General features: G+C 53.3%; 20 protein-coding genes and 1 pseudogene. 7 read left to right on the top strand and 14 right to left on the bottom strand.

Annotated elements, in window-relative coordinates:
- Positions 1 to 5: 5 nt before the first annotated feature.
- Both MKY12_RS07470 and MKY12_RS07465 read right to left on the bottom strand, forming a co-directional pair.
- Positions 6 to 449, bottom strand: a complete 444-nt coding sequence (locus tag MKY12_RS07470; RefSeq protein WP_036721321.1) for a flavodoxin domain-containing protein — start codon at positions 447 to 449, stop codon at positions 6 to 8.
- A 144-nt stretch (positions 450 to 593) separates the two neighbouring features.
- Positions 594 to 1,181: a TetR/AcrR family transcriptional regulator gene (locus MKY12_RS07465; RefSeq protein WP_036721318.1), complete on the bottom strand. Its 588-nt coding sequence runs from the start codon at positions 1,179 to 1,181 to the stop codon at positions 594 to 596.
- A gap of 160 nt (positions 1,182 to 1,341) precedes the next feature.
- On the opposite strand from MKY12_RS07465, the gene MKY12_RS07460 reads away from it, so the two are divergent.
- Positions 1,342 to 2,223 carry a hypothetical protein gene (locus MKY12_RS07460; protein WP_339313311.1) on the top strand — a complete coding sequence of 294 codons (882 nt, stop codon included), beginning with the start codon at positions 1,342 to 1,344 and terminating at the stop codon, positions 2,221 to 2,223.
- 195 nt (positions 2,224 to 2,418) lie between these two features.
- Here MKY12_RS07460 and MKY12_RS07455 read toward each other — a convergent pair whose 3' ends face one another.
- Positions 2,419 to 4,314 carry a PrkA family serine protein kinase gene (locus MKY12_RS07455; RefSeq protein WP_209872919.1) on the bottom strand — a complete coding sequence of 632 codons (1,896 nt, stop codon included), beginning with the start codon at positions 4,312 to 4,314 and terminating at the stop codon, positions 2,419 to 2,421.
- Positions 4,315 to 4,484: 170 nt separating this feature from the next.
- On the opposite strand from MKY12_RS07455, the pseudogene MKY12_RS07450 reads away from it, so the two are divergent.
- Both MKY12_RS07450 and MKY12_RS07445 read left to right on the top strand, forming a co-directional pair.
- Positions 4,485 to 5,015, top strand: a pseudogene (locus MKY12_RS07450) (DUF2161 family putative PD-(D/E)XK-type phosphodiesterase); the annotation flags it as partial.
- A 71-nt stretch (positions 5,016 to 5,086) separates the two neighbouring features.
- Positions 5,087 to 5,377 (top strand): DUF2161 family putative PD-(D/E)XK-type phosphodiesterase, encoded by a 291-nt coding sequence (locus MKY12_RS07445; protein ID WP_339314817.1) that lies wholly within the window; start codon positions 5,087 to 5,089, stop codon positions 5,375 to 5,377.
- Here MKY12_RS07445 and MKY12_RS07440 read toward each other — a convergent pair.
- The 6 genes from MKY12_RS07440 to MKY12_RS07415 all read right to left on the bottom strand — a co-directional run bounded on the left by MKY12_RS07440 (position 5,299) and on the right by MKY12_RS07415 (position 13,143).
- Positions 5,299 to 5,610, bottom strand: coding sequence for a hypothetical protein (locus MKY12_RS07440; protein WP_339315034.1), 312 nt, complete (start codon positions 5,608 to 5,610; stop codon positions 5,299 to 5,301). The two genes, MKY12_RS07445 and MKY12_RS07440, sit on opposite strands and share 79 nt — an antisense overlap.
- A gap of 725 nt (positions 5,611 to 6,335) precedes the next feature.
- On the bottom strand, positions 6,336 to 8,234 hold the full coding sequence (locus MKY12_RS07435) for a beta-glucoside-specific PTS transporter subunit IIABC (RefSeq protein WP_339313310.1): 1,899 nt from the start codon (positions 8,232 to 8,234) through the stop codon (positions 6,336 to 6,338).
- 142 nt (positions 8,235 to 8,376) lie between these two features.
- Complete coding sequence (locus MKY12_RS07430; RefSeq protein WP_209872925.1) at positions 8,377 to 9,228, bottom strand: PRD domain-containing protein; 852 nt, start codon at positions 9,226 to 9,228, stop codon at positions 8,377 to 8,379.
- 248 nt (positions 9,229 to 9,476) lie between these two features.
- A complete protein-coding gene (locus MKY12_RS07425) occupies positions 9,477 to 10,934 on the bottom strand; it encodes a 6-phospho-beta-glucosidase (protein WP_339313309.1) in 1,458 nt (485 codons plus the stop codon).
- Between the two features lie 267 nt (positions 10,935 to 11,201).
- Entirely contained in the window at positions 11,202 to 12,419 is a 1,218-nt protein-coding gene (locus MKY12_RS07420) for a PLP-dependent aminotransferase family protein (protein WP_076079779.1), read from the bottom strand.
- A 67-nt stretch (positions 12,420 to 12,486) separates the two neighbouring features.
- Positions 12,487 to 13,143: a response regulator transcription factor gene (locus MKY12_RS07415; RefSeq protein WP_036722353.1), complete on the bottom strand. Its 657-nt coding sequence runs from the start codon at positions 13,141 to 13,143 to the stop codon at positions 12,487 to 12,489.
- A gap of 283 nt (positions 13,144 to 13,426) precedes the next feature.
- Here MKY12_RS07415 and MKY12_RS07410 point away from each other — a divergent pair, with 283 nt between their 5' ends.
- Together MKY12_RS07410 and MKY12_RS07405 are read left to right on the top strand one after the other, a co-directional pair.
- Positions 13,427 to 13,834 (top strand): hypothetical protein, encoded by a 408-nt coding sequence (locus tag MKY12_RS07410; protein WP_036722356.1) that lies wholly within the window; start codon positions 13,427 to 13,429, stop codon positions 13,832 to 13,834.
- Positions 13,831 to 14,898, top strand: coding sequence for a phosphodiester glycosidase family protein (locus MKY12_RS07405; RefSeq protein ID WP_036722359.1), 1,068 nt, complete (start codon positions 13,831 to 13,833; stop codon positions 14,896 to 14,898). The genes MKY12_RS07410 and MKY12_RS07405 overlap by 4 nt, the downstream gene beginning before the upstream one ends.
- 386 nt (positions 14,899 to 15,284) lie before the next feature.
- Here the strand turns inward: MKY12_RS07405 and MKY12_RS07400 are convergent, their stop codons facing one another.
- The 5 genes from MKY12_RS07400 to MKY12_RS07380 all read right to left on the bottom strand — a co-directional run bounded on the left by MKY12_RS07400 (position 15,285) and on the right by MKY12_RS07380 (position 21,318).
- Positions 15,285 to 15,539 (bottom strand): AbrB/MazE/SpoVT family DNA-binding domain-containing protein, encoded by a 255-nt coding sequence (locus MKY12_RS07400; protein ID WP_036697751.1) that lies wholly within the window; start codon positions 15,537 to 15,539, stop codon positions 15,285 to 15,287.
- A 153-nt stretch (positions 15,540 to 15,692) separates the two neighbouring features.
- Complete coding sequence (gene trmL / locus MKY12_RS07395) at positions 15,693 to 16,157, bottom strand: tRNA (uridine(34)/cytosine(34)/5-carboxymethylaminomethyluridine(34)-2'-O)-methyltransferase TrmL (RefSeq protein WP_036697752.1); 465 nt, start codon at positions 16,155 to 16,157, stop codon at positions 15,693 to 15,695.
- A gap of 185 nt (positions 16,158 to 16,342) precedes the next feature.
- Entirely contained in the window at positions 16,343 to 17,434 is a 1,092-nt protein-coding gene (gene serC / locus MKY12_RS07390) for a 3-phosphoserine/phosphohydroxythreonine transaminase (protein ID WP_036722639.1), read from the bottom strand.
- 106 nt (positions 17,435 to 17,540) lie between these two features.
- A complete protein-coding gene (locus MKY12_RS07385; RefSeq protein WP_339313308.1) occupies positions 17,541 to 18,425 on the bottom strand; it encodes a hypothetical protein in 885 nt (294 codons plus the stop codon).
- Positions 18,426 to 18,570: 145 nt separating this feature from the next.
- Positions 18,571 to 21,318 (bottom strand): cellobiose phosphorylase, encoded by a 2,748-nt coding sequence (locus tag MKY12_RS07380; RefSeq protein WP_339313307.1) that lies wholly within the window; start codon positions 21,316 to 21,318, stop codon positions 18,571 to 18,573.
- Between the two features lie 619 nt (positions 21,319 to 21,937).
- On the opposite strand from MKY12_RS07380, the gene MKY12_RS07375 reads away from it, so the two are divergent.
- Positions 21,938 to 22,252, top strand: coding sequence for a helix-turn-helix domain-containing protein (locus tag MKY12_RS07375; protein WP_339313306.1), 315 nt, complete (start codon positions 21,938 to 21,940; stop codon positions 22,250 to 22,252).
- 50 nt (positions 22,253 to 22,302) lie between these two features.
- Positions 22,303 to 22,959, top strand: a complete 657-nt coding sequence (locus tag MKY12_RS07370; RefSeq protein WP_339313304.1) for a DDE-type integrase/transposase/recombinase — start codon at positions 22,303 to 22,305, stop codon at positions 22,957 to 22,959.
- Positions 22,960 to 23,393: the final 434 nt, after the last annotated feature.

The raw sequence follows: 23,393 nt of genomic DNA, 5'->3' as shown, positions 1-23,393 counted from the left end.
GCTTTTCAGACAATCTTGTCAAATATAGCGGCTGCGAACAGGCGGGCTTTCTCAACATCCAGCTCATCGGGATGCCCTTTTTTATCCAGATTGAAGCCCAGCGGGCTGAACTCCCCGGGACAATGGAACTCACCGATCACGTTACTGCCCTTGGCCGCCAGTTTGGCCTCAACCAGCGCCTGATTCTTGAATTCTCCAGAGCCGGATGTGCAGAAAATAAAGACATTTTTGTCCCGGAGCGGCATTCTCTTGATGAATTTGAACATCCTGCGGTGAATTTTGGAGGCGTAAATGCCTGAACCGAGGCCAATCAGGTCATATACGGACAGCATCTCAGGCTTAACGTCCTCCACTTTGGCCAAATCTGCCCCCAACACTTCAGCCATAGCGGCTGCAATCTTCTGTGTGTTCATGCTGCGGCCGGATCGGTAAATAATGATAGTCTTCATAATGGCGCCTCAATTCGTTATACTTAAAATATGAATGAACTTAATTAAATTCATTCATTTCAAGCCAAAATAAAATGCCCAGGATATCCACTGAACATTTAATACTGTATTCTGCCGCCAGCAAAGCGATGCCGGAGACCTTTGTCAATGCTGTGTATCCGTCAAGCCTTTCATTATAAATTCGACCAAATAGTCCAGGATCTGCGGAAAATAGCTAACCCCGATCTCTTCCTTGTGAATGTCGATATACGGCACAGAGTTGAACAAGGCTAGAATCATGCCGTCCTCCAGATCTGTTCTGATTTTCCCCCTGGACTTCCAGTGCCGGATTAATTCCAGCGTGCCGCTGTTCATCATTTCATGAATACCCTCTATTCCGCCATGCTCGTAGAATTCCTTCTCCAGCTTGCTGAAAAGAGCTTTGTTGTACCATTCCTTCAGGATTGGATTCGTATTGATCCCGCTGTAATTAAGCGCCATGATTTCTTTGAGCACTTTGGCAGGCTCGTCGTCCAGATTGACCGAAGATTGCAGGATACTCCGTTTCAGCTTCTCGTTCTCCTGCAGATAAATATCGATGAAGAGCTTCTCTTTCGAAGCGTAATAATTATAGAACGTGCCTACGGCATATCCGCACATTTTGGTGATGTCGGAAATATTGGTGTCCTTGAAGCCCTTGGAGCTGAACAGCTCTTTGCCGCATCTGAAAATCTCAGCCTTCTTATCTTCCATCCGTAAGCCCTCCTCGCCTGAGTGAATAATATATAATTCATTCATAATGTAGCATAGCCTTGCAGGCATTACAATGCACTTTTATATTCAGCTGACACGAATCACTTCCCATTTCGGTGAATAGGCTATTGTAATGACTTCAAGAATGGAGGGTTCCCGCATGAATTACAGGAACGAAGATTCGAACAGCTCAGCTCATCCGTCAGGCTATCGGCATCTGCCGCAGCCCTACCCTTATTCGCATTATCACTACCTGGTACGTTCGGAGTCCACTGAGGAGACCGCTCCGAGGATTGCTAAGAATTCCGCAACTGCCGGGAATACGCAGACTGTCAGGGCCTCCGAACCTCCGGCCGCTCCACATAAGCTCGAGAATGACCATGCGGAGGACAACATGGACGGCTGGCAGCAGATTCAGAATGCCAGCAAGCCGCAGACGGTCCTCGAAAGCGGACATCCGGCTGCCGCAAACAAGCCGGTGGACGGCCATCCCGGGGCAAGTCAGGCCGGCGGAAAGGGAATTCATGTCGATGTAGGAGGCGAGTTAGGGGGTAAACACGGCATCGGCATGAATGCCGGAGGAAACCTGGCGTACAGCGGCGCAAGCATGCAGGCAGACGGCCATATCGGCAGCAGCTCCTACGGGATCGAAGCGCAAGGCGATACCCATGTGGGCAACGGGCAAGGCCTCGGAGTGAACGCCGAAGCCCAGGCCTTCGGCAAATACGGGGTGGCTGCACAAGGCAAGGCCCAGCTCGGCGGCGGGCAAGGCGCAGATGTCAAGTTGGGCGCACAGGCCGGGGGCGATCACGGGCTGAATGCAGATGCGGGTGCTCATCTGGGGCTTAGTCAAGGTGCAGGCTTTGACTCTCATGTTCAGCTCGGCGGCAACAAGGGCATCGGGGCTGAGGCCAAAGCCCAGTTCGGCGGCGGCGAAGGCGCAGGCATCGGCGTGGGCGGACAGCTCGGCAAATATAACGGCCAATTAAGCTTCAAGATTGGCGGTAAGGAGCAGGGGCCTAAGGACTCTCAGGAGGATTAGAAGAATTAGTTATCCAGTCCGCACGGATTCGCCGATCAGGCGCTTCGCTAGACTAAAGGGAATATCCCTAAGCCATCACCATGGCCTGGGATATTCCCTTTTGGCTGAGCGTACAAGTCTTAATTAGCTCCGGGACAGACAAGAGGACTGCCTGATGGCAGTCCCCGGTCCCCAGTATCCGTGTAGCTGCCTCCGTCAGCGGTTCAGCAGGCTTCCGACATATTTCAGCAGCTCATTGGCACAGATCGGGCAGTAGTTGTGCTCGTCGATCAGGCGGCGGCTGACCTCGTTGATCCGTTTGAGCTGGCTTTCATCCGGTGTCTTGGAGGAAGTGGTGATTTTGACGATATCCTTGAGATCCGTGAACAGCTTCTTCTCAATGGCTTCCCGCAGCCGGTCGTGATTGTTGTACTCGAACTTCTTGCCCTTGCGGGAGTAGGACGAAATACGGATCAGGATCTCCTCGCGGAAGGCCTTCTTCGCATTCTCCGAGATGCCGATCTGCTCTTCAATGGAGCGCATCAGCCGCTCATCCGGCTCCATCTCCTCATCGGTAAGCGGGTCGCGGATTTTGGACCAGTTGCAGAAGGCTTCGATATTGTCGAGATAATTCTCGAACAGCGTTTTGGCGGATTCTTCAAAAGAGTAGACGAACGCCTTTTGCACTTCGCTTTTGGCGAGAATATCGTATTCCTTGCGGGCAATAGAAATAAAGTTCAGATAACGCTCGCGCTCCTCCTTCGTAATCGAAGGATGCTGATCCAGACCGTCCTTGATTGCCCGCAGCACATCCAGCGCGTTCATGCACTGCAGATCGCCTTTGATCAGGGCGCTGGAGATGCGGTTAATGACATAACGCGGGTCGATGCCGGACATGCCTTCATCTAAGTATTCGGTCTGCATCTCCTTCAGATCCGCTTCCTTGTAGCCCTCGACCTCTTCGCCATCGTACATACGCAGCTTCTTGATCAGATCCATCCCCTGCTTCTTGCTCTCCTTGAGCCGGGTCAGGATTGAGAAGATCGCCGCCGCGCGCAGCGCGTGAGGGGCAATATGCACATGCTTCATATCGCTCTGGCCGATCAGCTTGGCGTAGATCTTTTCCTCTTCAGAGACGCGCAGATTATAGGGAACCGGCATGACGATCATGCGGGACTGGAGCGCTTCGTTCTTTTTATTGGAGATGAAGGATTTATATTCGGTCTCATTCGTGTGGGCCACGATAAGTTCGTCAGCACTGATTAACGCGAACCGTCCGGCCTTGAAGTTGCCCTCCTGGGTCAAAGACAGCAGATTCCACAGAAACTTCTCATCGCATTTCAGCATTTCCTGGAATTCCATCAGGCCGCGGTTGGCTTTGTTCAGCTCCCCGTCGAAGCGGTAGGCCCGCGGATCGGATTCCGAGCCGAATTCGGTAATGGTGGAGAAGTCGATACTGCCGGTCAGATCCGCGATATCCTGCGACTTCGGGTCGGAAGGGCTGAATGTACCAATCCCTACCCGCTCCTCTTCCGACAACAGCACCCGGGTAACCGCCACACGTTCAATATCCCCGTGGTAGTCATTCTTCAGCCGCATCTGACAGGACGGGCAGAGATTGCCTTCAATCCGTACATCCAGCTCGCGTTCGATCTCAGGCCGCAGCTCCAGCGGAATCAGATGCAGCGGGTCCTCATGCATCGGGCAGCCCTCAATGGCATACACCGCACCCGCATCCGTGCGCGAATATTGCTCCAGGCCGCGCTTCAGCAGCGTTACCAAGGTGGACTTTCCTCCACTGACCGGTCCCATCAGCAGCAGAATCCGTTTACGCACATCCAGCCTTCGGGCTGCGGAATGGAAGTATTCCTCCACCAGCTTTTCCACCGCACGATCCAGTCCAAAGATCTCCTGTTCAAAAAACTTATACCGTTTACGTCCGTTAATGTCCTCGACGCCGTGTGACTTGATCATGTCGTATACGCGGGAATGAGCCGTTTTGGCGGGAGAGGGGTCTACTCTAAGCAGTTCTATATAGTCCTTGAAAGTGCCGCTCCACGCCAAACGGTCGTTCTCAGCCCGATGCGTTGCTATACGCTCAAAAATATCCATGGCTCGCTGCCTCCTCTTGCGCTCCTACTTGCTCCACCAAGCTTAGAAAGTGTATTACATACCTATGCGGCGAGCCCGGAATAGTTGACCTCTTTTTTGCTGTGCTATAATAGAGAATCATAAATTCTCTATTATAATTACGCTGCAATTCAGGGCAGGAGTGAATACGAATGGCAATCAAGCAGGAGACGGAGCTGTATGCTCCTTTGAAGAGTTTTTTTGAACGGCAAGGCTATGACATCAAGGGTGAGGTGCGGACCTGTGATCTGGTGGGCATCCGGGAGGACGAGGCGCAGCCACTCATTGTGGAGATGAAAAAATCGTTCAATCTCGCCCTGCTGCTGCAGGGGATTGAACGGCTGCGGCTCAGCCCTAACGTCTACCTCGCGGTAGAACGCGTCAGGGAGAAGAAGGGCGCGGTCAACCAGCGCTGGGGCGAGCTCACCGGGCTGTGCCGCCGGCTCGGCCTCGGGCTGATCACCGTCGTCTTCTACAAGACGAAGGCCCCGCTCGTCGAGGTGCTCGCGGAGCCGGGCGACGCGCCGCCGCAGGCCCGCAGCGCGGTGCGCCGCCGCGAGCGCTTGCTCTACGAGTTCCGCGAGCGCAGCGGGGACTACAACACCGGCGGCAGCACGCGCGTCAAGCTCGTGACGGCCTACCGCGAGAAGGCGCTGCGCGTGGCCGCCTCGCTGCAGGCCCTGGAGGCCGAAGCCGCCGGAGAGGCCGGCCTCGGCGGGGGCGCGCGGCGCTAAGCGGCGCGCCGGGCACGGCCCTGGCCGCCGGGGAGCCGGCGGCCGCGGGTACGGCAGCAGCGGCGGCGGGTGATGCCGCTGCGGGTGCGGGCCCGGCGGCTGCGCACAGCCGGGCCGAGGGCGCACGCGGCGTCACGCCCGCCGCGCTGCGGAAGCGCAGCGGCGTGCCCGGCGCCGCTGCGATCCTGCAGAAGAACTACTATGCGTGGTTCTTCCGGGTGCAGCGCGGCCGCTACACGCTCACGGCCGCCGGACAAGCCGCGCTGATCGAGTATGCAGCGGTCGCGGAGATCAGCGCGGGCAAGCTGTAGGCCCGCGCCCGGCCGGAGCGGATCTCAGCGGATTCTGGCCGCAGCTTCATCAGCTGAACCCGGCCCGCCCGCGCTTGTCCATCCGTTCGCAGCTCCTCTGCCGGACCTGGGCTGCTGCGACTGCCTATCCGTTCGCAGCCCCAACAGCCGGACCCAGGCCGCCGTGTCTGCCCATCTGTCCGATCACTGCTCCACCTGCTGGACCCGGGCCTCGCGCCTACCCATCCGATCACTACTCCAACAGCCGGACCTGGGCCAGCTGCACCTGCCAAACCCGAGTGGGAGCGCCTCCCTTTACATGGGCATTCACGCAATCGTGAGGCGTTCCCGCTCTACTGCCCGGCTAATAGATGGAAAATCAACACTTAAATCATTGAGTTTTTCCCGGCGCAAAAGATTAGTTGGATAAACAACACTTATTTTCCACCATTTTCTTCTAAGTAACATATTTCAGATGATTAAATGTATTTTTTCCAACTAAAGTCCCAAATTCGAGGAATCCAGTCAAATTAGATGCTCTTTTTCCACCTATCTCCACAGAATGAAGTTACTGGATAAGCGCCAATACATGTATTCGGTTTTTTACACACATTTGGTCCGCTTACCTTCGCCCCATCGCCCCATCACATTGTATTCGGTTTTCCGCACACATTCGGCCCACTTACCATCGTCCATCACATTGTATTCGGTTTTCCGTACACATTCGGCCCACTTACCCTCGTCCAGCACATTGTATTCAGTTTTCCGCACACATTCGGCCTGCGAATCATCTCTCGCGCCAACTATACAAGCACAAAAGGAGTTGTCCCCACGCAGACCTGCTGCGAGCGACAACTCCTTTGTACCTTCTCTATCCACTTACCTGATCTATACTCTAGAATATCCTACTGGTTTATACTGTGCTCTTCACTCATTCACTCCAAGCCCCAGCCCTTCGCTTATTCGCTCCTGGCTCGCCCTAAGCAAGCACCGTATACAGCAGCTCCTTCTCCTTAACCGAGGTGGCGCCAGCAGACTGGATCGACTGGTACTGCTGGATGTTCGTAATAATAACCGGCGTAATCGTGCTATAGCCAGCCTTCTCGATCTCGACCAGATCGAATTCCATCAGGAGATCGCCGATAGCCACCCGGGTTCCGGCGGTTACCTTGGGCGAGAAATGCAGGCCTTTCAGCTTCACCGTGTCGATGCCGATATGGATCAGCATTTCCGCTCCGCTGTCGCTGACCAGACCGATGGCATGTCCGCTCTTCGAGAGCGAGAACACCGTTCCCTGGACCGGCGAGACTACGCGGCCTTCGGACGGCTGAATGGCATATCCTTTACCCATAATCTCTTCCGAGAAGGCCGGGTCGCTCACTTCGCTGAGCGGCTTCACCGCTCCGGCAATCGGACTGAACACCTCTTGATTCACCATCGTAGACTCAGCAGTAGCGCCGATAACAGTAGTGTTAGCGTCAGATGCGACAGGCTCGGCAGAAGTCACCGCAGGCGCAGCAGCAGCTTCCGGCTCATCCTCGAAGCCGATAATATAAGTGACAATGGCAGCAACTGCCGCCCCGATGGCGAAGCCGATGACCGAATAGACAAAGGTCGCACCGAGAACCATCGGGATGCCGGAGAGCCCGGCGAGTCCGCCGATAACATACGCTTTTACCTTGAACAAGCTTAGGAACGCACCGCCGGCGGCTCCGCCGATCAGGGCAGCGATGAACGGTTTCTTAAGCCGCATATTCACACCGTACATAGCTGGTTCTGTAATCCCCATGAAAGCCGTAATACTTGTGGACAGGGAGAGGGACTTCAGCTTGCTGTTCTTCGTTCTCAGTGAGACACCCAGCGCACTGCCCGCCTGGGCGAAGTTCGCTACCATCATAATCGGAATCATATAGTCATAGCCAAGCTGTGCAATGGATGCGATCATGATTGGAATCAGGGCATAGTGCATCCCGGTAATGATCAGCAGCGACATGGTTCCGCCCAGCAGCAGACCTGCGAACAATCCCGTATTCTCGAACAGCCAGCTGATCCCTCCAGTCAGGCCATCCCCGATAATTACTCCCAGCGGGCCTACGGCAATCAGGGTAAGCGGCACAATGACCAGCAGCGTAACTGTCGGAACGATAATCAGCTTCAGGGAAGCATGGGTTACTTTATCAACGGCTTTTTCCACATAGGAGGCCAGCCATACTGCAATCACAATCGGAATGACAGACGAAGCGTAAGTTGCAGCTACCACCGGCAGTGAAGCGAAGGTAACAGGCTCCCCGGACCCCAGCAGCTTGGTGACGGTCGGATGCAGAATGGCCGCACCTATCGCAGCAGCGATGTACATATTGCTTCCCAGCTTACGGGCAGCGCTGATGGCCAGAACAATCGGCAGGAAGTAAAAAGCACCGTCCCCGATCGCCGATAGTATGATATACGTGGAGTTCTCTGTCCCCATCCAGCCCACCGCCACCAGCAGGGCGACAATCCCCTTGATCATCCCCGCACCGGTAATGGCCGGCAGGATCGGTGTGAAGATTCCCGAGATGAAGTCAAACAGCTTGCTGAGCGGATTCTGCTTCTTTTTCTCCACCTTGTCACCGGAAGCCTTCTTCTCAGGAGAAACGGACATATTGCCAATCAGCTCATTGTAGACCACCGGCACATCATTGCCGATAATGACCTGGAATTGCCCGCCGTTAATCATCACGCCCATAACCCCGTCCATCTTCTGCAGGGCCGCTTTGTCCGCACGGTTGTTGTCATTCAGATTGAAGCGCAGACGGGTCATACAGTGGGTTACCTGATCGATATTGTCTTCTCCGCCGACAAGCTTCAATATTTCTTTGGACAGCTCTTTTGTATTCATAAGATGTTGCTCCTTAGATGTAGTATGTTCTATGCACAATAAAAAACCTAAACGCCGATCAGCGGGGAAAGGCAGTCTTCTGCCTCCAGCACTGTCCGGGTTTAGGTTTTGCCTCTGTTCCGAGTAGCAATCCTGCACCACATTATTCTGTTATATCCTCATTACGGATAATCCGTTCAATATGAATGGTCAGATACAATATTTCTTCCTTGGACAAGACCCGTTTGTATATCTTGCGGGAATAGTCCGCTATCTTCACCGCAACCGCATGGGCAGCCGGGTACTGCTTCATGACCAGATCATGCAGCGCATGATCCTGGTCCCGCTCCTCCATCGGAGTGCCCTGAACCACCCGCTGCGCAAAGAACTTCAGATGGGTCAGAAAGCGGTAATACCCGAGTGATTCTTCATCCAGCTCAATCAGGAAGCTCCGCCGGACAATATTCAAGATGTCCTTCACGATATTCGTGATGCTTACCGTCTCCCGCATCTCACCGTTCATCTGCGCATTAACCAAATGCATCGCGATGAAAGCGCACTCGTCCTCCGGCAGCAAAACCCCAAGCCGTTCCTCGATAATTTGCAGCGCCTTGAGTCCAATGGAGAACTCCTTACGGTACATCCGCTTGATTTCCCACAGCAGTGCATTCTTGATTTGAAGCCCCTGACGGTGGCGGTCGATGGCGAAATGGATATGGTCCGTCAGTGAGATATAGATGCTGTCATGCAGCTTCTCTCCGAGCACCGTCTCGGCATAACGGATCACTTCATCGGTGCATTCCACATATTCCAGCGGGATCTCCGAGAGAAGCGACATCAGCTTCTGTGAACCTTCTTTATTCTCCAGGGCGAATACCTTCTCGACCTGAGCATCCTCAACATCATCCCCGGCCTGCTTCTTGAAGGCGATACCGCGGCCCATTACGACCCGTTCCTTCCCGCTGGCATCGAGTACGGTGACCACATTGTTGTTGAGCACCTTAGCAATTTTCATTCCATCACCTTACACCGTCAGAGTAATAAAATCCCCCCGCAGGCGCGGGGATACAACATTATCGTGTTAAAAAAGGCAAAACCAAAACGGCATCAAAAGAGTGCCCGTTTCTGGTTTTGCCTGAATGAACAGTAACAATCCAGTTATTCTACCTGTAGCAGCATCTTAGCATATCATTGTTAATATGACAACACTTTTATGAAAACGGTTTATTAAGGCCTGTGCTTCTTAAGCTTGCCCCATTTCACCTACAATATTTCACCGTTCGACGAAATTACCTGCTTGTACCACTCAAACGAATCCTTCTTGCTGCGGTTCAGCGTGCCGCTTCCCGTGTCGTCCAGGTCTACGTAGATGAAGCCGTAGCGCTTGGACATTTCCGAGGTCGACATGCTCACCAGGTCAATCGGGCCCCAGGCCGTATAGCCCATCAGCTCCACGCCGTCCTTAACCGCTTCCTTCATCTCCTTGATGTGTTCCCGCAAATAATCAATCCGGTAATGGTCATGGATCGATCCGTCTTCCTCCACCTTGTCATATGCGCCCAGCCCGTTCTCTACGATGAACAACGGCTTCTGGTAACGGTCGTACAGGTTATTCAGGGTAATGCGCAGACCCGCAGGATCAATCTGCCAGCCCCAGTCGGAGGCCTTCAAATACGGGTTCTTGATGCCGCCTAGCAGATTTCCTTCAGTCGCCTCACCCTCCGGACCTGCGGACACCGTAAGCGTCATATAATAGCTGAACGAGATGAAATCTACTGTATTCGCAGCAAGAAGCTCATCATCCCCCGGTTCACGGACAATCTCAATATGGTTCTCGGCAAAATAACGGTTCATATAACGCGGGTACTTGCCGCGCGCATGCACATCCGTGAAGAACAGATTCAGCTGGTCCTCCTGCTGTCTCTTACGTACATCCGCCGGATTGCAGGTATGCGCGTAGCTCTCCATACGGGCCAGCATACAGCCAATCTGCGAGCCTGGAATAATTTCATGTCCGAGTCTGGTAACCAGGGCGCTTGCTACGAACTGATGGTGCAGCCCCTGAAAGACCGCTTGCAGCTTGTTCTCCACACGGTCTGTAAGAATACCGCCTCCGGTATACGGGCTGAACAGCATGACATTGATCTCGTTGAAGGTCAGCCAGTACTTTACTTTTTTCCGGTAACGTGTAAATACAGTCTCAGCATACTTCACATAGAAGCCGACCACTTCACGGCTGGCCCAGCCGTTATACTTCTGTGTAAGACCGAGCGGAGTCTCATAGTGCGAGAGAGTAACCAGCGGCTCAATGCCGTATTTCAACAGTTCATCGAATACATCGTCGTAGAATTGCAGACCCTGCTCGTTAGGCTCGGCATCATCGCCGTTCGGGAAGATCCGTGCCCAGTTAATCGACAGCCGGAACACCTTGAAGCCCATTTCGGCGAATAGAGCAATGTCCTCCTTGTAGCGGTGATAGAAGTCAACGCCTTCGCGTTTCGGGAACCAGTCATCCGTCTCTCCGGCAAGAATCCGGGCGATACGCTCCGAAGAGATCTCCATGGAATGATCCCCTGTGCGCTTATCCTTTGGCACGAAGGCGATCATATCTGCGGTTGACAGCCCTTTGCCTCCCTGATCAAAAGCGCCCTCCAGCTGATTGGCAGCGGTTGCCCCGCCCCATAAGAAATGCTCAGGAAATCCGTTAAGTACTGTAGCCATAGTCCTTACCCCTTTTCATTATGATCTTTCTGCATGGCCTATATAACAGAAAAACCTAAACCTATGGCAAGATCATCGAGCCCGGCGAACGGGTTCAAATCAGTCACCATCAGTTTAGGTTTTGCCTGGCACGGCCAGTAACAATCCAGTAAACGATGTGTTTATGGAAGATTTAATTGACTCCAGCCTAACATAGCATCCGGCAAAATTCAAATGAAAATCCGCTCAATTTCTGTGAAGCTCATATTTGCGCCCGTTCCTTCTCCCCTAGCTGCGCGCCGTGAACTCGGTCACCGCTTCGCTCATCAGATTCATTCCAAGCAGCAGCTCATCGCGGCCGGGATGGCTAAAGTTGAGCCGGATACGGTCTGAGCCTCCGCTTACACTGCAGAGCGGACCAGGCAGGAAGGCTACCCCCTTGGACAGCGAAGCCCGCAGCAGAGCCATCGCGTCCAGGCCTTCAGGCAGCGATACCCAGAGGAACATGCCGCCGGCCGGCATATCATACACGCTGTGCTTCCAGGCCGGACGCTTCAGCAGCTCCGCCATCAGCTTCAGGCGGGTATTGTATTCGCGGTTCAGCAGCGCGATATGCTCCCTTAGATCAAAGGCCGACACACTGAGCAGATGATGCAGCAGGCGCTGGTTCAGCGAGCTGGACTGCCAGTCCGCCATCTGCTTGGCGGCAGCCATCATGCCGATCAGCTCGCGGCTTCCCGCCGCCCAGCCCGTCCGCAGCGCCGGCGCGACCGTCTTGCTGAAGGAGCCGATGTACAGCACATGCCCGCCCTCGCTGACATTCTCCAGCGCATATAGAGTAGGATATTTCTTGGAGGGGTGGCCCTCACTCCGCTGGAAGTGCAGATCGCCATAGGAATCATCCTCCACGATCAGCACATTATGTGAGATACACAGCTCCAGAATCTCTTGCCGCCGGGCAAGGCTCCAGAGTACTCCGCTGGGGTTGGTGAAGCTTGGCGCAGCGAACAGCATCTTGGGCCTATAGCTGCGGATCGTTCGGCGCAGATGATCCGGCAGCAGGCCGTCCCCATCCCCCTGGACCGGAATAATGACGGCTCCCTGCATCCGCAGCGCCTGCAGAATACCGGGAGAAGTCGGATTCTCAACCAGCACATGATCCCCGGGATCGATGTACACCCTGGACAGCAGATCGATGGCCTGCTGGCTGCCCGTTGTCAGCAGCACTCCGCCTTCGGTTACCGCCACCCCTTTGCTGCGGAGCCAATCTCCGGTCAGCCATTCGCGGAGCGGGCCATACCCTTCAGGCTCCCCGTACTGCAGCGCACTTGCATCTGTGGAGATCACGGTAGATGCCGCCTCAGACAGCAGTGACAGCGGAAATAATTCTTCTGCCGGGAGCTCCTCTGCCAGCGAGATCAGCGTACCCCGGCGTGTCTCCTTACGGATACTCAGCAGCGGTGAAGATAACAATGTATGTGCGCGCGAAGAAAACTCATACTTCATACGCTTCCCCCCTTTATCTGGTTTAAGAATATTCCAGTCCTGACGCCATTATGTCGTAATACAGGGATTATGCGTAGATTTGCTTGTTCTGTCTTGAGAAAAGCGCGAACTTCTCAATTGCCTGCGCTCTTGTCGATACTTCCAGCTTCACATAAATCTTTCGCAGGTAGTTATCGATCGAACGGCGGCTGACTTCAATTTCAAGTGCGATTTTGTCGTATGTAATTCCTTGCACAATGCGTTCCATGATGAACATCTCCGTCTGTGTCAGCTGCAAGACACCTTCCAGCCCTCTGGAGGAGGCTACCGGACGGAAGCCCTTTTCGATCCATTCCAGCGGAATGGAGAGGAACCCTTCGCGGATGCCGCGGATCATCTGCAGAAGCTGATCCGGGGTGGCTCCCTTCGACAATACCCCGCTCGCTCCCAGTTCAATCAGGGGCAGGAATATCTCCTTATCGTTCTCCTCCGTCATGATAATAATGTGGGAGCACGGTGAGCTTTTTTTCATGTCCGGCAGCACCTGCTCTACGGTTCCGTCATGCATCTGATAATCACTCAGCACCAGATCAGGCCTTAATTCCTCCATGCCCGCGAGACATTCTTCCCAGGTAGCGAACATGCCGTCTACCGTTAGTCCCTCCTCATCTTCCAGAATTAATTTTGTTCCCAGCATACTTGTGGGATGACATCCCACGATGACCACCTGCCAGACCTTCGTCATTAATGCCCAGACCTCCTGCTATCTATATAATTTTCCAGAATGGAAAGCGCTGTAAGCGTTTCCTGTCAACACGCAAGCAAGGATCTATGCTGTCATAAGTCTATTCTTCCTACTTTTACCTTGAATACGTCCATCAGATATTCCAATCTATAGAAATTGTATCGCAGTAGTTTAACAGGATGCAATTACTTTTTGTCGTTTCTGCGCGGCTCTTTCACTTTTGCGAAAAACCTGAAAGTCTGATAGAATGAGAACTTGAAAAAATATGGCTTGAGGTGATGAAATGCAACCGCTAGCGGAATCGACCCGGGTACACTCTCGCCGGAGTGCAGAGAGAAGCGGCTCGTCCGTCAAATGGTTTCTACTGTTCTGGATTCTGATGATCACAGCCGGCGTATATGCCGTGTACAGCTACACCAATCATCTGAAGGATCAGGTGCTGAGCGAGCTTGGATCTCAAAGCCAGCAGCAGCTTACCGTTTTGAAGACCGACTACGAGTCGAAGATCGCCGTCCTGTCAGAACAAGTGAAGGAGCTTCAGAGCACCGTGCAGACGTTCAACGAGCTGCTGACCTTCACCAAGGATAATGCCAGTAACAAGACGGACAACAGCAACAAGCTGTACACGCAATTAAGCGAGGTCAAGAAACAGCTTGATACGCTCAAGAAAGAGATGGATCTGCTGAAATGATGACGCCTGTCAAAAGAGTGAACCGGTTCTTCATGCTCCTGACCGCTCCATTGTTCGGACTGCTGCTCTGTCTGTGGCTGTACCAGCCTCCGCTTGAGCTTAAGCTGAATACCGCCCCCTTCGCAGCTGACCCCGGACCCGTGAATGAAACCGCGCAATTGAAGCAGGACCTGGCTGTAGCCAAGAGCTATGCCGCTTACACCATAGACTCTATCGGTACCAGCGCACAGCTCTACAAGCAGACCACGAACGCTATGAACACACTGGTCAGCACAGCAACGGCCCAGACCTCCCGTCCTGAGCGGATCTACAACCGCCGGATTAGTTCCCGGCTCGGCATTCCTGCCGATGTGATCAGCAGCGACCGGATTACCATTGAATTATACCGGCTGAACCCCGGCAATTATACAGCATACGCAATGAAGATTAAGCTGAAGGATACCTCAGCCATGAAGATGAGCCTGGCCGGTGACGGCACGGGCGCTTCCGAGACCACACTGCAGGCCGTGAACCGCTACGGTGCCTCGGCCGGTATTAATGCCGGCGGCTTCGCTGATCAGAACGGCAAGCGTTATCCGCTCTCGACCACCATCGTCGGCGGAGAATATCTGTACGGCTTCGAGCCCAGCTACAAGGATCTCAGCTTCGTCGGCCTGAACAAATCCGGCCAGCTGATCGGCGGCAAATTCACCAGTCGTGACCAGCTCGATCAGCTGGAGCCGGTATTCGGAGCAACCTTCGTCCCTGTGCTGCTGAAGAATCAGAGCAAGACAGCCATTCCGCTGAAATGGCAGCTGGCCCCGAAGCGGGCACCGCGGACCGTCATCGGTAACTACAAGGATAATCAGCTGCTGATTCTGGTCGCTGACGGATATAACGAGAACGGTAACTCGGGAGCTACACTGGCTGAGCTGCAGGATAAGCTGTACAATCTCGGCGTCATCGATGCTTATAACCTGGACGGCGGCGGCTCATCGTCCATGATTTTCCGCGGCAAGGTCATTAACAAGCCTTCCGACGGCAATTTGCGCCGCGTCCCAACCAACTTCTTGTTCTTCAAGTAATTCCGAGTATAACCGTCAATGCTAAATATCACATTTTCATTTATTTTTACAGATTAAAAGGGTATACTCAGGGTAACGAAGATCGTCAATAATGGAGGTGCCTGCATGTCGTTCTCCCTGACTTTTTGGATCGTGACCCTGGTATTTGTACTGTTTCTGGCTGGTATTCTTACTTCTTCCTACAACGACGACAAGACTAAGGGGCTGTGACCCGCCCTCCGCGAACAATCTGATGGACGTATACCACAAAAAGGAGCACCGCACTGATGTGTGCGGCGCTCTTTTTGTGTTCTTCACTATTCACTGAAGCCGAGTCCAACCAGCATCCATGTTATAAGACGCGCTTACGCGTTTTACCCTATGTAGATAATTGATGCGCTCTACGCTTACGCGTGTTTTGGCAGTTGGGTCATCTCGGTAAGGCAGCTTGAACAAATGTAACGGTCTTTATATTCGCTTACGCCTTCCATAGATCCGCAGAAGACACACTTCGGACGGTAACGCTCCAGAATAATGTGGTCGCCCTGAACAAGAATTTCTACAGGATCACCTTCATTCATTTGATACCTTTTACGCAGAGACTTAGGCAGAACAATTCTACCCAGCTGATCTACTTTACGTACAACGCCAGCAGGTTTCATATCTAACTTACACTCTCCTGTTCAACTTATGATTAGTAGTGCCATTTCTGACATCCAAGTTCACGTACCCTATTACTTTCTTCGGCACTAATCAACTATTTCGTTACTAAAATGTCGAATCCTGCTGAAAAAAATAAAAAATGATGTCAACTTTTAGAAAAGTTGTGGGAAATCGAGCTGCCGGAGCGCTTCATAGACCACAATCGCTGCCGAATTGGACAAATTAAGCGATCTGACCGCCTCGCTCATCGGCATCCGCATCGCCGTTTCCTGACCAGCCTCCAGGATCTCTGCCGGCAACCCCTTGGTTTCTTTCCCGAACACGAAGAAGTCTCCATCCCGGAAAGCGAAATCGCTATAGCGCTTCTTGGCCTTGGTGGTCGCGTAGAAGAACCGCCCTTCCTGATACTTCTCCAGTACTTCACTGAAGGAATTATGATATTCAATATTCACTGCATGCCAATAATCGAGTCCGGCACGCTTCAGCGTAGCATCGTCTGTGCGGAAGCCCAGCGGGTGCACGAGATGGAGATGGGTTCCTGTGGCCGCACAGGTGCGGGCGATATTGCCGGTATTCGCCGGTATTTCCGGTTCCACCAGCACAATGTGTAATGCCATAATACGAATGCTTCCTTTCTGTAGGGTCTTAAGGAGTGCGGCGGAGTAAGTATCCGCGAGTGCCCTCCATGGCCCTGTGATGTATTCTTGATGCTGCTTGCAGATACAGGCCGGACTCAATGATCCTGGCTGCGGGCAAGAAGAAACCTTCCGCTGCAAGGCGGAAGGTCAGGAACGTTCTTTCATTACCCTTGAGTTTGCCGGAAATGCTTCATGAAATCAGCCAGCGCCTTAACACTCTCATGTGGGACTGCGTTGTAGATCGAAGCCCGTAAGCCGCCTACGCTGCGGTGTCCCTTGAGGCCGACAAAGCCTTCCGCTTCGGAAGCTTTGATGAACTGCTTCTCCAGCTCCTCCGATTGCATCCGGAACGTTACATTCATGATGGAACGGCTGCCTTCTTCCGCAACTCCGCGGTAGAAGCCGTCGCTGCCGTCGATATAATCATACAGGAGACCTGCTTTGTCACGGTTTTTGGCTTCAGTGCCGGCAAGCCCGCCCTGTTCCTCAATCCATTTTAACACTTCGTTAACCATATATACAGAGAAGGATGGCGGCGTATTGTAGAGAGAGTTGTTCTTGTAATGAGTATCATACCGCAGAATCGTCGGAATATTCGCCGGAGAACTTGCGATCAGCTCTTCCTTGGCAATCACTACGGTAACGCCCGACGGTCCGAGATTCTTCTGCGCACCGGCATAGATCAGACCGAATTGGTTCACATCGAAGTCGCGGCTCAGAATATCACTGGACATATCGGCAACCAGCGGAATGTTACCGGCATCAGGATACTGTGCATACTGCGTGCCTTCAATCGTCTCATTCGAGGTGATATGCAGGTAAGCGGCATTGTCCGCAGCCTTGATGCTGCTAAGCTCAGGAATAGCCAGGAATTTCTTGTCTGCGGAGGATGCGGCTACATGACCGCCGCCTGTCAGCTTGGCTTCCTTCAGGGCTTTGTCCGCCCAGCTTCCTGTCATGACATAACTGCCGACCTGGCCTTCAGCGATAAGGTTCATCGGAACCATGGCGAACTGTGTGCTTGCTCCGCCCTGGATGAACAATACCTTGTAGCCCTGCGGATTGCCGAGGAGCGAAAGCAGGCGTTCCTGAGCTTCATTATGCACGGATTCGTATATCGCCCCGCGGTGCGACATCTCCATAATGGACATTCCGCTCTCCCGGAATTCAACGAACTCCGCCTGTGCACGTTCCAATACTGCCAGCGGCAATGCGGCCGGACCGGCATTAAAATTGTATGCTCTCTTGCTCAAAATAACTCCCACCCTTTCTCTCCTATGAATATGGATATCGCTATGATAGCAGATAACGATAAACACCAGCAAGTATAATTATTCACATATGAGGTAAGCTAGGCCGCAATCAGGAGGCTGAAAACAGGTAGCTGCGGCTCCAACCCTTGCTGTGACGCGGTAAAATAGTGATGTCTGCAAAAACCTCGGGTGAAATTACATGCTTGTCTCCCCACAGCGCAATCCGCTCAGCAGCGAAATCTCCGCTCTCTCTGATGCAGGCCTTAGTAGGCTTATGGATCAGCTCCCAGTAATAGTCCGCCTCCGCCTGCTCCCAGCCTTCGAGTCTGCAATAGAATTGGCGGTCCGGTTCCCCGGCCCATGTCAGGCTATTCCCGTCTATGCTGAGCAAATTCTCCGTATACGCCGATTCCGGGGCCACGATCTGGGGCGTTCCCGGCAGCCTAAGCTCATAATCCGTCCCTACCAGCGCCCCATCAATGCCGACAAAATTATGAATATACTCTTCAATCCGCAGCACTTCGGTCCCTGTATTCTCTATCCTGTAGAAAATATCCAGCCGGTTATCTTCAAGCTTCAATGTCTTGACCAGCCGCATGCTGTATCCCCGGCATTCCAGCGGCTGCACAGTGTATGTAACCGAGTCTTCGCTCCACTCTTCAGTGATCGGGAATGGCTTAAGCGGATACTCCCCGACGAATGAATAAGGCTCATCACTTTGCTTCTGCAGCAGCCCGATGCCGGGCTTGGGGAACCATTCCCCAGGAGCAGCATCTTCATAGCCAATTGCCCGGGAAATGCCAAACTCATTGCAGAGGCCTATCCCTCCAGTACCCTGCCCAGGCACCAGACTTTCCGGAACACAAAAGGTATGCCCGCCCTCGTCCAGCTTCACGCCTGTAATAAATCCTGTCCAGTCAAAACGGGTGCCTCCATAGGCTCCCACATCAGCAATCTCTACGCTCAGTACTCCATTGGATAGTATACGTGTCATTGATCTCTTTCCTTTCTGTCCTGGTTGGACGCAGCACATCCTATCATAGCATTTCCAAGCCCATTCTATACGGGTTATTTGGATATTAAAACGCCTGCTCCGCGCGGACCGGCAGAGCAGGCGATAGAATTCAGCAGCTCCGGCTTTAGGCCAGCTCTACCTCCAGCAGATGAATTTCTCCTTCAGGCAGGTCTGTCAACAGGCTGCGTGGAATCACAGCACCCTCTGAGACGCGCTGAAGCGTTACCTCAGCCCCGTTCAAGCGGGCTGCGTGTATTTGATACTCTCCGTATTCCGTGCTTCCAGAGGCCATATAGACGACTTTCAGCTCGCGTCCGGCAAAGATAGTCTTGATCGAGGCGCTCTTATCGCCGTCAAACTGTTCATTCACCAGCTTCGGCTGCAGCAGCAGATCGCCGAGCTTGCCTTTGACGCCAAATACCTCAGTTACCATCGTTAGCAGCAGCCAGCTTGCCGAGCCTGTCAGATACGTATACATTCCTCTGCCCTGCTCGTTGATATATTCCGGAATTCCGGGATACATCCGGCTCACCTCGAAGTTCGCACTCAGGTTATACAGTGAATCCAGCACCTTGCGGCCTTCTTTGACGTATCCGCGCTTATACAGCGCATTGCCGTACATAACGGTCATGTGGCTGAACATGGCTCCGTTCTCCTTGTGTCCGAAGGCGAAGCCGAATGCCCGGCCCAGATTCTGCTGAATGCCGCCGAAGTTGCTGTTCAGACGGTAGCCGATTTTCTCATCGTACAGATTGCGCTCTACCGCAGAGATGATCGCAGGAATCTGCTCTGGAGCAGCAGCGTGGCCGAGGAGCGGGAAGACCTGACCGGTAAGCGTCATCCGTGTGCTCTCCGCCCATTCCCCTTCTACACGTTCACCGTCATTATTATAATAGCCGTTGAACCAGCCGTCACCGTGTCCGCTCTCTACCCATTCATTGCAGCGCAGGTGATCGAAGATCCATTCCGCCTTACGGGCGAGATCTGCTGCAACCTCTTCAAGCGTCAGCACGGCTCTTACCCCGCTCACCTTATTCGGTGCAGCAGCATAGAAGCGGCTGAGCAGCTCATGCTTGGCCGTCACCGATTCATAATCGACAGCTTGGCCGAGCGAGTCAAGCAGCAGCACCATCTCTTCGGCCAGCTCCAGCGTATCTCCGCCAGTCCGTTCCTTCAGGGTAACCAGCAGTTTGGACAGATCGAGCAGGTTGCTGGCATAGAAGGCTGTGAATGTAACACTTTCGCCCCGCTGTGCTGCCATATCGAGGCCATCGTTCCAGTCTGCGCCTTCCAGCAGGATGTTATTGTGCTCACCCACATTGAAGAAAGGAACCAGATTCTGCAGCAGGATATGCTCCAGAATAGTACCTGTATATTCTTCGCCCGCAGTTGTCCGCAGACTGCTTCCTGCCCCCGGCTCCCAGGAGGCGTCGCGGTCCTTACAGCGGTTCATGAAGGTATCACGGAAATAAGTCTGCTCCTGCAGCAGGAAGTCCAGATCCCCGCTCTGATCCAGGTATAGCATGGTAGTCAGGAACGGCCACGCACCATGGTCCATCCAGACCCGGGGAATATTGTTGCGGTCGGCAATGAATTCGCCCGGCTGCTGCCCGATGATCGTCGCATTGCTTCCGTCAATTCGAACTCCGGCATAGTTGTTCAGCAGCAGGCTGCGCACATCCGCAGGCTCCATAATCAACAGAGCCAAGCAATCCTGCCAGAGATCGCGCCAGCCGCGTCCCCCTCTGCCATAATCGTGGTAAGGCAGGAACGAGTTGCCGTATAGCCTGCGCAGCACCGGCTGCAGCGTGACCCATTTCATCCATTCGTCGGCGGCGTGATCTCCGGTATGGAATTCTACCGTATTGACTTTATCCGCCCAGAAGCGTTTATTCTCATCAAGCAACGCGTCAAAAGCCGCAGCAGAGCCATATTTGGCCATCAGCGCCTGCACATCGATTCTATCATTGTCAATCGCCATGACTACGACATAAGAATGACTCTGACCCGGCTCCAAAGTGATTGCGGCGAACCGCAAACCACCCAGCGCCTCATATCCTTCCCAAGGCACTCCGCCATCTTCCCCAATCGGCGGCGCCAGATTGTTCACGACCGCTTCCGGCCAGTCCAGACTTCCGCCCTCGCCGATGAATTCCTCCTGCACCGGGAATAATCCGGTTGGCAGCGCTCCGCCCTCACCAGCCCCGAATACCCCGTACGAAGTATGATTCACCCGGTGGCCGCGTTCGTCGAAGGACAGCGCAGGCTGCACCTCTACGCCATACGCCGAAGTATAGATCCGGTTCAGCAGCGAGGTGACATGCCGGTGATCGCGCAGATCATCCGCAGAACGCGCATACAACGGAATAGCCGCTGTAGATGTCAGCGTAAGCGCCTCTGTACCGCTGTTCGTAAGTACCACCTTCATCAGCTCAACCTTGTCGTTGCCGCAGGGTACGAAGCTTGTGATCTCCGCTCTCAGCCCCAGCTCCTTACTCTCCCGCGTCACCCGATGCCACAGAAGTCCTGCCTCCAGCAAGGATTCATCTGCTGCTTCGCCATAGAACGCCGCATTCTGCCGTGCAGAATTGCCGGCAGCCGACCAGGCGCCCTTGCCTTCAATGTACACCCAGAAATTGCGCGAGGCGCGGGAGTTATGCAGATCCTCCACGGAGATTGGCGGTGTCAGAAAGGTATTATGGCCCGAAGTGGCCTGACCATGCAGCTTAGGACTGACCGAGGACATCATGCCCCCTTCATTCACCAGCGGAAAATATAAAAAGCTGCTCCGGTCCGGCTGCTCCAGCCGAAAGTCCCCGTTATTCCCGGTGAAGCTCCAGCCCGATCTTGACACCTTTGATTGCTCCTTCAATACATTCATCCTCCCTTTTCCTAACAGCAGACGTATTCTTGATTGCGTATGACCACATAATCGCAAAGCCCGGTACCGCTTTCCGAAATCGGTTTCGGTTTCATTATTACACCGTTATTTCCCTTTGTAAAGCGTTATTTGTGACTTATGAGCAGAGATTAATGTGCAAAATTAATACTCGGAAGCTCAGATAATCACATATAATTGTAATTTTATTACATTAATACTATTTTAGTAACGAAAATTTACGAAACCACAATATTAAGCTATTTGTAACAAGTTCGAACGGGGGTCCACATTTGCTCAACTAGCACACATTCTCCGAATTCAGGTGCACTAATGCTCCTCATTTAGCTCATTTGCCCACTTTGGCGGAATTCAGGTGCACTAGTGCTCCTCATTTAGCTCATTTGCCCAATATTGCTGAATTCAGGTGCACTAATGCTCCTCATTTAGCTCATTTGCCCATTTTGGCCGAATTCAGGTGCACTAGTGCTCCTCATTTAACTCATTTGCCCATTTTGGCCGAATTCAGGTGCACTAGCTCCACAGCCCCCTAAAGAAGTTGGAGTCCTCCCCCACAAAAATGTAGACTAGATATAGGAGGAGGATGAACGGTATGGGACACTTAACAGGAACAAGAGAGAAGGCTGCGCAAGAGGTGTTGTCTGGCATTAAGGCAGCGGTGGTTGCCCGAAAGTATGGGGTGACCCCATCGACGGTGAATCAGTGGGTGAGGGACTACCGAGAGGCCCATGGGGAACAAGATCATCCGTATCCTCAGGAGCAGGTGGAGGAACTGAAGCGCCTCCTGGACGTGGAGCAGAAATACGAGAAGGCCGTCAAGATCCTCGGCGAAAAGGAGTTAGAGATCGAGATTCTGCGTGAACTGCTAAAAAAGCCAACCCCTGCTTATCCGAAAAAATCGAGGTAGCCGACATGTTCATTAAGCAGGGGAATACCGCAGCGTTGGTACTACGTCTCGTGGGGCTAGCAGAGTCTACGTATTACGACCGTAAGAAACGCAAGAAGCAGGATGCCCAGGCCGTACCCCCGGGGCGCGGAAGACCCGTACCCGGCTATTCCCTGACCGAGTCTGGAGAGAAGATTAGCGACGAGGAAATCCAGGAATGGCTGCTGGAATTAATCGCTGGAGAGGAGCACGTGTACGGGTACAAACTGCTGGCCAAGTGCTTGTGGAACCAGCACGGGCTGAGGCTCAATCACAAGAAAAGCTACCGGCTGTGTCAGGCGCTGGATATCCTGCAGCCGCAGCGTCACAAGCGTTTTAAGCATCCTCGGAAGCTGCCGGAGAACCGGGTCATTACAGGGGCGGGCCAGCTCTGGCAGATGGACATTAAGTACGGTTACGTGGCGGGCCGCGATAGGCATTTCTTTGTCCTGAGCATTATCGATGTGTTTACCCGTGTCATCGTCGGCTACCACCGCGGATCGTCGTGTGAGGCCAAGCACGCCTGCCAGACGCTGGGACGCGCCATGGAGCAACACTGCGCCCCTGACAGCGCACGCCCGGTGATCCGCACCGACAATGGCCCACAGTTCGTCAGCCATCTGTTTGGCGACATGTGTGAAAGCTGGGAGATGACCATGAACGCATTCCGCCTCGAACGCCGGATTTAAATGCTTTTATTGAATCGTTCCACAGTAATATCGATCGGGATTTATTCCGCAAAGAGGCCTTCGACACGTTCGAAGAGGCCTATGAAGCGGTGGACCGATACATGGACTTCTACAACAATCGCAGAATGCATACAAGCCTTCGGAACATGCCGCCAGCTACCTTTGCGGAATGGGTCTTGACCCTAGAAGACCACTCCCGCTTCTTCTGGCCGAGAGAAAAAGCGAAATAAAGAGCATATCTACGACAAGTACCGATTTTATACGGGGGACTCCGGGATAAGGGGGTCGCACCGCTAATGCTCCTCATTTAGCTCATTTGCCCACTTTGGCGGAATTCAGGTGCACTAGTGCCAATGTCATTAAGTTAAGATATAGAGCCAAAACAAGAAAAAGGCAGGTTATCGAAAAGATAGCCTGCTCTTTTTTTGCACAAA

It is taken from the genome of Paenibacillus sp. FSL M7-0896 (assembly GCF_037975415.1).
Lineage (GTDB): Bacteria > Bacillota > Bacilli > Paenibacillales > Paenibacillaceae > Paenibacillus_AQ > Paenibacillus_AQ silagei.
The sequence above is the reverse complement of the archived record's forward strand: the minus strand, read 5'-3'. Positions and strand labels throughout refer to the sequence as shown.